Genomic DNA, 11,878 nt, shown 5'->3' on the forward strand with positions numbered 1-11,878 from the left:
CTGTAAGAGCGAAACCATAAGCCGCCATTACCTAAATAACGGATATGCCCCCAAAATTCCGCCGATATTCGATCTCGAAAACCACGGCCCCCCTGGGACATCCCACCCGACAAGCGATCTCACTGCCACCCGCTGGTGCATGCTCTTGATTGCATGCAGCTTTTTGTAGCGAGGAAGCTCGCTCCCGTTGACCCGCATGGCAGGCCAAACAGCCTAATCAATAGCAAGCTAGCTAATTGGCGCATTAATTGCCTTGAAATATGGCAATTAGACATCACTCCCGGAGTCCGCCATGAGCAGCCTGTCGAGCAGCACGATGCAGTTATCTTCCGCCGAGAAAAGCTGGCTGCCCTGGTGGGGCAAGACCGGCAAGTTCGCCATGGGCTGGTCCTGCCGCCTCAACCGCGCGGTGTACCCGGTGATGGAGCAAACCTTCGAGGCCATTGCCGAAACCCGGGTCAAACTCCTGCAAACCTGGACCCGCGAACAGTGGGAACACCTCAACGAACTGGCCACGACACTGGCCCGCGATTCCGTGCTCACCGACAACAGCCTGCTGCTGGAAAAACTGCACCAGGCCGGGGATTTCTCCGAGCTGTTTATCGTCGACCCAAAGGGCGAATTACTGGCGAGTACCTGGAGCCAGGCCAGTCACCGCGCGCTCAATCAACAAGCCCTGGCCGCCGGGCTCAAGGCGCCATTCCTCCACGGTCCCTACAGCGACCCGCTGACCTTGCAGATCGGCCCTTCGTCTTCGCGCTTCCATGACGAAGTGACCCTGATGTTCTACCAACCATTGACCCGCGAGGGCAGGGTGGTCGGCTGCCTCTGCGGTCGGGTGCCCAACGACATACTCGGGGATTTGATCCAGCGCGAGGCCGGGCATATCTTCCCCGAGTCCGGCGATAACTACCTGTTCATGGTGCAATCGCGCTTCGACCCGGCGCTGCAGCCGGGCATTGCGCTGTCCCGCTCACGCTTCGAGGACGGCACCTTCACCCACGGTGAAAATCTCAAGAGCGGCGTGCACACACCCTGGAAAACCGTACAGATCCAGCGCCACACCGAGCTGGAATTGCGGTTTATCGACCCCGCCACCCAACAACTGCACCCCGGCGTGCGGGAAACCATCCGCAAGGGCTCGAACCTGTTTGTCACCTATCCCGGCTATTCCGACTACCGTCACATCCCGGTGGTGGGCAAGGGCGTGACCTTCGAACTGCCGGGCTCGCCGGATCGCTGGGGCATGATGTGCGAGGCCGACCTGGAAGAGGTCTACCGCCGGCGCTCCCTGAGCCACGGTTTGATGAAGCCCTATCTGGCGACCATGGCCGGCCTGTTTGCCTGCAACTTCCTGGTCCGTCACTACAGTGGTTTGCCCGCCGCCTGGACCGATGCGTGCGAGGTGCTGAGCATGGTCGTCGCGGCCTTGCTGTTCAGCCGCCTGGGCCCCAGGCGCCTGGCCGCACGCCTGAATGAAATGACCGAGGTCATCCGCACCATTGCCGAAGGCGAGGGCAACCTGCGCCAACGCCTGGACAGCGGGCGCATGGTCAACGACGAAACCGGCGACATGAGCCGCTGGATCAACAGCTTCATCGACCGCCTGGATTCGGTGGTCGGCCAGGTGGTCAAGGCCAGCCACAGCGTTGGCAACACCAACCAATTGATGCTCGGCCGCAGCGAGGCGGCCGGGTTGATGTCCCATGAAGTGGCCGACGCGACCCACCGCATGATGATCATCGTTGAAGAGCAACTGGGAGAAATCCAGCAAGCCTCGGTGAGCGCCGAGCAAATGAAGCAGGCCATGGACGAGGTGGTCAGCCGGGCCCGCGAGCAATTCCTCGCGGTACAGGTCGGCACCCAGTCGATTCGCGATGTGGTGCAGCGCTCCTCGGAAAGCGTGCAACTGCTGGACAGCCGCATGGCACAGATCAGCAACATCACCGGGTTGATCAGCGACATCACCAACCAGACCAACCTGCTGGCCCTGAATGCGGCCATCGAAGCGGCGCGGGCGGGCGAGCATGGCCGCGGTTTTGCGGTGGTGGCCGACGAAGTCCGCACCCTGGCGTCACGCACTTCCAAGGCAGCGGAAGACATTCGCCAGATGGTCGAGGGCCTGCAAGGCGAAACCCGCAAGGCCGTAGGCTTCATGGAAAACGGCGTGACCAACGTCGACAGCAGCCTGCGCCTGGCCGAGGACGCCTCCTCGGAGAACGTGCACCTGCACCAGGCGGTGGAGAGCATGTTCAGCATCATCCAGCAGCTCAACGCCCGCAGCCTCGACTATGGCAAGACCATCAAGCAGGTCAGCCACTCTTCGGAGCAAATGCGCCTGACCGTAGGGGTGTTGCAGACCAGCGCGGAAACCGTGCGGGTCAATGCCAACAAGTTGCAGAAGCTGGTGGGGTTGTTCGAAGTCAGTGAGGCTGCGGCCTGACCAGGCTGCGCTTATCCAGCAGCAGGCGCTCCAGCTCCTTCATCGGCAAAGGCCGGCTGAACAGATACCCCTGGATCTGATCGCAGCCGGCTTCCCGCAGAAACTCCAGCTGCGCCTGGGTTTCCACGCCTTCGGCCACCACTCGCAGCTTCAGGCTGTGGGCCAGTTCGATGATCGTGCGGGTGATAGCCGCGTCCTGCGGGTTGCTGGTGACTTCGCGGATAAACGCGATATCGATTTTCAGCGTATCAATCGGGAACCGCCGCAGGTAGGCCAGGCTGGAATAGCCGGTGCCGAAGTCGTCGATGGAGATCTTCACCCCCATCGCCCGCAGGCGCTGCAAGCTGGCGATGGTGTGCTGGGTGTTCTCCATCAGCGAGCCTTCGGTCAATTCAACTTCCAGCCAATGCGCTTCCACGCCGGCCTGGGCGAGGGACTGGGCGATATCGGCAATCAGGTCACCCTCGATCAATTGATGCCCCGAAACGTTGACCGATACCTCCACCGCGCCCACCGTGCCGGATTGCCACGCTGCGATCTGGCGGCACACGTTGTCGATCACCCAACGCCCGAGCGTGACGATCAAGCCCTGGCTTTCCAGGATCGGTATGAAGACCGCTGGAGACACCGCACCGTAACCGGGCCGGTCCCAGCGCAGCAGGGCCTCGAGGGCGCACACCTGACCGTTGGCCAGTTCGACCTTGGGTTGGTAATGCAGCACGAATTCTTCGCGCTCGACCGCCAGGCGCAGGGCTTTTTCCAGGTCCAGGCGCGCCAGGTCATGCACATTCAACCGCGAGGACTCATTTTGGTGGTGTTGAAGTTGCTGCTCCAACAACTGGCTATGGTTTTTCAACCGATCGCCGTGGGCCTTGAGCCGCAGCAGGTTGCGTACCCGTAGCCACAACTCGACCCGCTCCACCGGCTTGCTGATGAATTCTTCAGCACCGGTTTCCAGGCCACTGAGCCGCGCGCTGGACTCACTCAATGCCGAAAGCATGATGATCGGAATGTTCGCCGTGGCCTGGTTGCCCTTGAGCTGGTTGGCCACTTCATAGCCGTCCATGCCCGGCATCATGATGTCCAGCAGGATCAAGTCCGGCGGCCGTTGCGCCACCATCTGCAAGGCTTCTTCACCACTGGCGGCACTCACGGTCTGGTAACCCTCGTGACGCAGCAGGGTTTCCAGCAGCTTGCGCACCTGGATTTCATCATCAACGATCAACAGCGTTGCGGGTTGGCTGGCCATGGAGAGGACTCAAGTCGAGGGAGTAATGTTCTTTTGCAGCAGCGTGTCGATCACCTGGTACAGCTCTTTGTAGCGCAGGGGCTTGATGATGTAGGCATCGCAGCCGGCCCGCAGGGTCTTGTCACGGTCTTCCTTCATGGCCATGGCCGTCAGGGCGATCACCGGGATGTGCGCGGTATGAGGGTCCTGCTTGAGCAGTGACGTGGCTGCCAGGCCGTCCATGCCCGGCAACTGGATGTCCATCAGGATCAATGCCGGTTGTTTTTCCCGGGCCAGGGTCAGCCCGGTCTCGGCATCGGCGGCCCACAACACGCTGTGGCCGGCGTTCACCAGCAACAGGCGGGCGAGGCGCATATTGGCCTCGTTGTCTTCGACGATCAGGATTTCGGCCATGGGGCCTCCGCATCTGCGGCACGGTGCAGCGGCAGCCACACCACAAACCGCGCGCCTTCGCCTTCGCGGCTGGCCACGGCGACACTGCCGCCGTGCAGGTCGGTGAGTTGCTTGACCATCGCCAGGCCCAGGCCCGTGCCTTCGAATTTGCGCGCCAGGCTGCTGTCGATCTGACTGAAGGCCTTGAACAGCTTGCTCATGTCGTCCCGGGCGATCCCGATGCCGGTGTCGCTCACGCTCAATTCCAGGAACTGTTGATGTTCGCTGGGCTGCAGGGCAAAGCCGTGGGTGGGCCAGTCGCCTGGAATCTGCCCCACTTGCCCACGATTCACCTCGCGCACCGAGAGCGTCACGGAGCCGCCGTGCTCGCTGAACTTCACCGCATTGGCCAGCAGGTTGTAGATGATCTGCTTGGTCTTGCGCAGGTCCAGTTCCAGCGCGCCGAAGTCGTCCGGGCTTTCGAGTTTCAACTGGATGCGCTGCAATGCGGCCTTTTCCCGCACGATCAGCAGGCTGTTGGCCAACAGGCCGGCCAACTCCACGGCTTCCAGTTCCAGGTCCATCATGCCGGCCTCGACCTTGGACAGGTCGAGGATGTCGTTGATCAGCGACAGCAAGTGCTGGCCGCTGGTGAAGATATCGCCGATGTACTCGCGCTGGATATCGCTCATGTCGCCCACCAGGCCGTCCTTGAGCGCCTCGGAAAAACCGATCACCGCATTCAGCGGCGTGCGCAGTTCGTGGGACATGGTGGCGAGGAATTCGGACTTCATGTGGCTGGCGTGTTCCAGCTCCAGGTTCTTCTCTTCCAGGGCGCGCTCAAAGCCTTTGCGTTGCGCCTCTTCCTGCTTGCGCGCGGTGTTGTCGGTGCCGATCAGCAGGTAGCCGATGATCGCGTCGTTGCGGTTGCGCAGGGCGGTCACCGACACCATGGCCGACAGGCGACTGTTGTCCTTGCGGATATAGGTCAGTTCGTAAATGTCTTCGATGCCCCGGGAGGCCTTGAACACCAGGGCCTCAAAGCCCGGCGTGATCGGTGTGTCCAGTTCCAGGCTGAGGGCAGCGGCGCGGGTGATCAGCTCGGCGGGGTCGGAAATGTCGGCCGGTGTGACGCGGTTCAGCACATCGGCGGCGGCGTAGCCAAGCATGCGTTCGGCGCCGACGTTGAAAATCTGGATTACGCCTTTTTCGTCGGTGGCGATGCTGGAGAAGTAGGCGCTGTTGAAGATCGCATCTTGCAAGGCGCCGGCCTTGAGCAGGGTTTTCTGGCGTTTGAATTCGACGATTTTTTCAGCCCGGGATTGCGGCTCCGCCGGGCTGTCGACTGAAGAGTTGTCCATGGTGCAGTGTTCCGTGAACTTCAGGCCCGACGCTGCCAAAGGCGGCGCCGCAGAGCATGCTCACAGAAGATCGCGCACGCGCGATGAGGAGGAGATGAGGTCTTTGGACGATAGCAGATAAACCGCAACCGACAGGGATCGTAGTGGCCAAACGCGGTGTTATTTTTAGAAAAACACTCAATCGGATAGGTGAAGGTGGAAAAACGGCGGTTTTATCTGCAATTAGTCACTCCAGGTCGCTGGATGAACATTTATTCATCAGGTGAAACGTTTAATCAAACGATAAACGGCTGACGCAAGCGCTTGCGTAAGCAAATGTATCTGATTAGAGTCGGCAGCAATCAGGTCTGCCGATGACTGCCATCGGCAAACGCCCGAACACAACAATAATAAAACCAGGAGCTCAGTCATGAGCCTTGAACCCTTGCTTGAAATGCAGGGCATCAGCAAGACCTTCAACGGTCTGCGGGTGCTCAAGAACGTCAGCCTGAAGGTCTACCCCGGTGAAATCCACGCCTTGATGGGTGAGAACGGCGCCGGCAAATCGACCTTGATGAAGATCCTCTCCGGTGCCTACCAGGCCGATGATGGCGGCACCATCCGCATCGATGGCCAGCCCGTCGCCAGCTACAACCCAGCCTCCGCCAAAGCCCTCGGCATTGCCGTGATCTACCAGGAACTGAGCCTGTGCCCGAACCTCACGGTGGCCGAGAACATTTACCTGGGCCGTGAACTGCGCCGTGGCTGGACCATCGACCGCAAGGGCATGGAAGCCGGGGTGGCCGAGGTGCTGGCAAGGCTCGGTGCGGAGTTCCTGCCCACCACCCGCGTCGCCAGCCTGTCCATCGCCGAGCGCCAACTGGTGGAAATCGCCCGGGCCTTGCATGCCCACGCAAAAATCCTGGTGATGGACGAGCCCACCACGCCGCTGTCCTCCCGGGAGACCGACCGCCTGTTCGCGCTGATCAAACAGCTGCGCAGCCAGGGCCTGGCGATCATCTACATCAGCCATCGCATGGCGGAAATCTACGAGCTGTCGGACCGGGTCTCGGTACTGCGGGACGGCGAGTACGTCGGCGAACTGGCGCGGGACGTGCTGTCGGCCGAAGTGCTGGTGAAGATGATGGTGGGCCGCGACCTGTCAGGTTTCTACAAGAAGGAACATGCGGCCTACGACCCCGGCCAGGTGGTGATGCGCGTGCGTGACATGGCCGACGGCAAGCGCGTGCGCAACTGCAGCTTTGACCTGCACGCCGGTGAAGTGCTGGGCATCGCCGGCCTGGTGGGCGCCGGGCGTACCGAACTGGCACGGCTGATCTTTGCCGCCGACCCACGGACCTCTGGCACCCTGGAGGTGGTCGGCAAAACCGTGACCCAACTGCGCAACCCGGCGGATGCGATTCGTGCCGGTGTCGTCTACCTCACCGAGGACCGCAAGGCCCAGGGTCTGTTTCTCGACATGAGCGTGGCCGACAACATCAACGTCTGTGCGTGTGTGCCGGATGCCCATGCCGGTGGCGTGCTCGACCGTGGCCACGCCGCACAACGCTCACGCGATGCGATCAAGTCCCTGTCGATCCGCGTGGCGTCGGGCAAGGTCAATGTCGGCAGCTTGTCCGGCGGCAATCAGCAGAAGGTGCTGCTGGCCCGACTGCTGGAGGTCAAGCCCCACGTACTGATCCTCGACGAGCCCACCCGTGGCGTAGACATCGGCTCCAAATCCGAGATCTACCGCATCATCAACCAGTTGGCCAAGGCCGGCGTGGGCATCGTGGTGATCTCCAGCGAACTGCCGGAAATCATCGGCACCTGCGACCGCGTGCTGATCATGCGCGAAGGGCAACTGGTGGCCGAAGTGGGCGGGGCATCGGGGCTGGATATTTCCCAGGAGGCGATCATCGACCTCGCCACCGGCAGCGAGCAGGTGGCCGCCCATGGCTAATTCAACGACAAGCGGGAGCAACACCATGACTGTGGCAACGATCGGCAAGGCTGAGCGTATTCGCGAACTGATGCGCACGGTGGGCATGTTGCCGGTGCTGGTGCTGTTGCTGGTGGGCTTTGCCCTGGCCAGCGAAAACTTCATGACGGTGCAGAACCTGTCGATCATCACCCAGCAGGCGTCGGTCAACGTGGTGCTGGCGGCGGGGATGACCTTTGTGATCCTCACGGCGGGCATCGACTTGTCGGTGGGAGCGATTCTTGCGGCTTCGGCTGTGGTTGCGTTGCAAGCGTCGATGTCACCGCAGTTCGGCATGTTCGGGATTGCCGCCGGGGTTGGCTTCGGCCTGTTGCTGGGCCTGGTCAACGGCGGCCTGATCGCCTTCATGCGCCTGCCACCGTTTATCGTCACGCTCGGCGCGCTGACCGCCATGCGCGGTTTGGCACGCCTGTTGGCCGACGATAAAACCGTGTTCAACCCTGATTTGCCGTTTGCCTTTATTGGCAACGATTCGGTGCTGGGCGTGCCCTGGCTGGTGATCATTGCCGTAGCCGTGATTGCGCTGTCGTGGTTCATCCTGCGGCGCACGGTGATGGGGGTGCAAATCTACTCCGTGGGCGGCAACCCGGAAGCGGCGCGGCTGTCGGGGATCAAGGTGTGGAAGGTCCTGCTGTTCGTCTATGCCATGTCCGGTGCGTTGGCCGGGTTGGGCGCGGTGATGAGCGCGTCACGCCTGTTCGCCGCCAATGGCCTGCAACTGGGGCAATCCTATGAGCTGGATGCGATTGCCGCAGTGATCCTCGGCGGCACCAGCTTTACCGGCGGCGTCGGCACCATCGGCGGCACGCTGATTGGTGCGCTGATCATCGCGGTATTGACCAACGGCCTGGTGCTGCTGGGCGTCTCGGATATCTGGCAGTACATCATCAAGGGCATCGTGATCATTGGCGCGGTAGCGCTGGATCGTTATCGCCAGTCCGGTGCACGGACCTGATTTCACTCAAACAACAATCACAAGAGAGTCATCATGAACTTCAAACGCATGTTTCCTGTTGTCGCCTCCCTGGGCGTTGCCGTGTTGATGTCCCAGGCGGTGCAAGCCCGTGAACTGAAAGCCATCGGCATCAGCATGGGGTCCCTGGGCAACCCGTATTTCGTGACCCTGGCCGACGGTGCCACGGCGCGGGCCAAGGAGCTGAACCCGGCGGTGAAAGTCACCTCGGTGTCGGCCGACTATGACCTGAGCAAGCAGTTCTCGCAGATCGACAACTTCATCTCGTCCAAGGTCGACCTGATCCTGCTCAACGCCGTCGACCCGTCGGCGATGGCCTCGGCGATCAAGAAAGCCCGCGACGCCGGGATCGTGGTGGTGGCCGTGGACGTCGACGCCAAGGGCGTGAATGCCACGGTGCAGACCGACAACGTCGAGGCCGGCAAGCTCGCCTGCCAGTTCATCGTCGACAAACTGTCGGGCAAGGGCAATGTGATCATTCAGAACGGCCCGCAAGTCACCGCCGTGACCGATCGGGTCAAAGGCTGCAAAGCCGCGCTGGCCAGCGCCCCGGAGATCAAGGTGCTGTCGGACGACCAGGACGGCAAGGGCTCCCGCGAAGGTGGCTTGAACGTGATGCAGGGTTACCTGACGCGCTTCCAGAAAATCGACGGCCTGTTCGCGATCAACGACCCGCAAGCCATCGGCAGCGACCTGGCGGCCAAGCAACTGAAACGCAGCGGCATCATCATCACCTCCGTGGACGGCGCGCCGGACATCGAGAATGCCTTGAAGACCGACACCCTGATCCAGGCCTCCGCCAGCCAGGACCCGTGGGCCATGGCCCAGACCGCCGTCAATGTCGGCAATGACATTCTCAATGACAAACAACCCGCCGAAGCGGTTACCCTGCTGGCGCCAAAATTGATCACCCGCGATAACGTCGGTTCCTACGCCGGTTGGTCAAGCAAACATTAAAAGCACCCAGGAGTGAGCACCGTGGCAACCATGGAGGATGTGGCAAGAATTGCAGGGGTGTCGACGTCGACGGTTTCCCACGTCTTGAACGGCACCCGCAAGGTCAGCCCGGACACGGTGCAAGCGGTGCAGGACGCGATCCGGCAGGTGGGCTACATCCCCAACACGCTGGCGCGTTCCCTGGCGCGGTCCACCACCAATACGATTGGCGTGGCGATCTCGGCGCTGTCCAACCACTACTTCAGCGAAACGGTGCACGCGATTGAAACCGAGTGCGCCAAGCACGGCTACATGATGTTGTTTGTCGATACCCACGACGATCCCGAGCAGGAATTGCGCGTAGTCACGACGCTGCACCATCGGCGGGTGGACGGCATTCTGCTGGCGCCGTCTACCGGTTCGCTGGCCCTGGAATACCTGCAGGCCAATCAAGTGCCGGCGGTGTTGGTGGACCGGATGATGTGTGATCGTTTCGATCAGGTCGGGGTGGAAAACACCCAGTCGACCCAGGCCCTGGTGGCGCACTTGATCGGCCATGGACACCGGCGCATCGGCTTTATTTCCGGGCGCGCGGGGCTCGGCACTTCCGATGAGCGCGTGGCCGGCTATCAAGCCGCGTTGCAGGCGGCAGGGTTGGTGTTTGACCCGCAATTGCTGGTCAACGGTGGTTCCAGCAGCGAGCCGGCACGGCAAGCGACCGCGCAGTTATTGGCCTTGGACACACCGCCCACGGCAATCATGGCGGGCAACAACCTGATGACCCTGGGCGCGATGCACGCCTTGCGTGATGCGAATATCGACGTGCCCGGGCAGATGGCCCTGGTGGGCTTCGATGATTTTGACTGGGCGGATTTCTTTGTGCCACGCCTGACCCTGATCGCACAGCCGGTTCAGGAACTCGGCGCCCGGGCGGTCAAACTGCTGCTTGAGCGCATGGCGTCGCCCAAGCGTAAAACACACAGCGTGCGGCTCGCGCCCACCCTGAAGATTCGTAACTCATGCGGCTGCCCCTGATATGAACAACGCGGTTTCCCTTGGCATTGATCTCGGCACTTCGGAACTCAAGGCGATCCTGATGGACGAGCAAGGCAACGTCCTCGCCCATGCGGGCGCGCGGCTGACAGTCTCGCGCCCGCACACAGGCTGGTCCGAGCAGGCGCCTGAGGACTGGTGGCAAGCATGCCTGAAGGCCCTGGACCAACTGCGCACTGATCAGCCGGATGCCTACGGCCGTGTCGGCTGCATCGGGTTGTCCGGGCAGATGCACGGGGCGGTGTTGCTGGGGCAAGACGACCGGGTGTTGTACCCGGCGATTCTCTGGGATGACTCCCGTGCCATGGCCCAGGCTGAAGCCTTGGGCAGTGAGTTTGCCGACGTCACCGGCAGCTTGCCGATGGCCGGTCTCACGGCGCCCAAGCTGCTGTGGTTGCAGGAGCATGAACCGGCGGTATTCAACGCCATTGATTGCGTGCTGTCGCCCAAGGACTACCTGCGCCTGCGCTTGAGTGGTGAGCGCGTGAGTGATGTGTCCGATGGTGCGGGGACGTTGTGGCTGGATGTGGCCAACCGTGAATGGTTTGAACCGATGCTGCAGGCCACGGGTTTGCGATGGGCGCAGATGCCACGGCTGGTAGAAGGTGGCGCGGCCAGTGCTTGTTTGAATGCGGCTGCGGCGGGGCGACTGGGCTTGGCCGAGGGCCTGGTGATTGCCGGCGGTGGCGGGGACAACCCGGTGGCGGCGGTGGGCATAGGGGCGGTGAATGCGGGTGATGCGTTTATCACCCTCGGTACGAGTGCGGCCATCGTGGCGATTACTGATCACTCGGCGGGGAATCCGGCGAGTGCGGTGCATAGTTTTTGTCATGCGTTGCCTAATCGCTGGTACACCATGGGCGCCATGCTGGCCGGGGCCAGTTGCTTGCGGTGGGTGACGCGGTTGACGGGGTCGGTTGATGAGCAGGCGTTGCTGGATCGGGTGCACGCCGAGTTGCCGATCGGGCAGGGCGTGCCGGTTTCCAATCCGTTGTTTTTGCCGTATTTGGCGGGGGAGCGCACGCCCCATAACGACCCGTTGTTGCGGGGTGGTTTCATGAGCCTGGGGCATGACTGCACGCCGGCCATGCTGGGGTATGCGGTGATGGAAGGGGTTGGGTTCGGGTTGCTGGATGCATTGAATGCAGTGCAGTCGGCCGGGGCCACGGTGGGGGCTTGTGCGTTGGTGGGTGGTGGGGCGCGCAGTGAGTATTGGGCGCAGTTGTTGGCCAATATTCTTGGGCGGGAGATTTATACGTTGCATGGCAGTGAGTTGGGGGCGTGTATTGGTGCAGCGAAGTTGGGGTTCCTGTCGAGCGGCCAGGGTGCGGCGCTGTTGCAGGCGGGGATGCCGGTGAAGCAACGGTTTTTCCCGGACGGCGCTCAACAGGCTGTTTTGCAGGCGCGATATTTGAAGTTTCGGGGGTTGTTGGGGGCGGCTAAGGCTTTGCACGATTAGGGAAGTTTTGGGTGTATATCCGTTATTTGGGTAACGGCTGCTATTGGTTCC

The 11,878-nt window shown here is 61.8% G+C and carries 9 protein-coding genes; 6 read left to right on the top strand and 3 right to left on the bottom strand.

The features are described from left to right. Nucleotides 1-1,807 precede the first annotated feature (1,807 nt). A complete protein-coding gene (locus HX805_RS32740; protein WP_371132487.1) occupies nucleotides 1,808-2,443 on the top strand; it encodes a methyl-accepting chemotaxis protein in 636 nt (211 codons plus the stop codon). Here HX805_RS32740 and HX805_RS31585 read toward each other — a convergent pair. From HX805_RS31585 to HX805_RS31595, 3 genes are read right to left on the bottom strand one after another with little or no spacing between them, the layout of a single operon-like run. Next, nucleotides 2,424-3,692 carry an EAL domain-containing response regulator gene (locus HX805_RS31585; protein ID WP_177082078.1) on the bottom strand — a complete coding sequence of 423 codons (1,269 nt, stop codon included), beginning with the start codon at nucleotides 3,690-3,692 and terminating at the stop codon, nucleotides 2,424-2,426. The two genes, HX805_RS32740 and HX805_RS31585, sit on opposite strands and share 20 nt — an antisense overlap. 9 nt (nucleotides 3,693-3,701) lie before the next feature. Continuing rightward, a complete protein-coding gene (locus tag HX805_RS31590; protein WP_008430409.1) occupies nucleotides 3,702-4,085 on the bottom strand; it encodes a response regulator in 384 nt (127 codons plus the stop codon). Next, nucleotides 4,070-5,425 carry a HAMP domain-containing sensor histidine kinase gene (locus tag HX805_RS31595; RefSeq protein ID WP_087692323.1) on the bottom strand — a complete coding sequence of 452 codons (1,356 nt, stop codon included), beginning with the start codon at nucleotides 5,423-5,425 and terminating at the stop codon, nucleotides 4,070-4,072. Before HX805_RS31595 ends, HX805_RS31590 begins: the two co-directional genes overlap by 16 nt. A gap of 409 nt (nucleotides 5,426-5,834) precedes the next feature. On the opposite strand from HX805_RS31595, the gene HX805_RS31600 reads away from it, so the two are divergent. From HX805_RS31600 to xylB, 5 genes are read left to right on the top strand one after another with little or no spacing between them, the layout of a single operon-like run. After that, nucleotides 5,835-7,367 (top strand): sugar ABC transporter ATP-binding protein, encoded by a 1,533-nt coding sequence (locus tag HX805_RS31600; protein WP_008430405.1) that lies wholly within the window; start codon nucleotides 5,835-5,837, stop codon nucleotides 7,365-7,367. Nucleotides 7,368-7,392: 25 nt separating this feature from the next. After that, complete coding sequence (locus HX805_RS31605) at nucleotides 7,393-8,361, top strand: hypothetical protein (RefSeq protein ID WP_003209708.1); 969 nt, start codon at nucleotides 7,393-7,395, stop codon at nucleotides 8,359-8,361. A 33-nt stretch (nucleotides 8,362-8,394) separates the two neighbouring features. Further along, nucleotides 8,395-9,336 (top strand): ABC transporter substrate-binding protein, encoded by a 942-nt coding sequence (locus tag HX805_RS31610; RefSeq protein WP_003209710.1) that lies wholly within the window; start codon nucleotides 8,395-8,397, stop codon nucleotides 9,334-9,336. A 21-nt stretch (nucleotides 9,337-9,357) separates the two neighbouring features. After that, nucleotides 9,358-10,350 carry a LacI family DNA-binding transcriptional regulator gene (locus tag HX805_RS31615; protein WP_177082079.1) on the top strand — a complete coding sequence of 331 codons (993 nt, stop codon included), beginning with the start codon at nucleotides 9,358-9,360 and terminating at the stop codon, nucleotides 10,348-10,350. 1 nt (nucleotide 10,351) lies between these two features. Continuing rightward, nucleotides 10,352-11,827, top strand: a complete 1,476-nt coding sequence (gene xylB, locus HX805_RS31620) for a xylulokinase (protein ID WP_177082080.1) — start codon at nucleotides 10,352-10,354, stop codon at nucleotides 11,825-11,827. Nucleotides 11,828-11,878 lie beyond the last annotated feature (51 nt).

This window comes from Pseudomonas sp. G5001 (assembly GCF_013385475.1).
In the GTDB taxonomy this organism is placed as follows: Bacteria; Pseudomonadota; Gammaproteobacteria; order Pseudomonadales; family Pseudomonadaceae; genus Aquipseudomonas.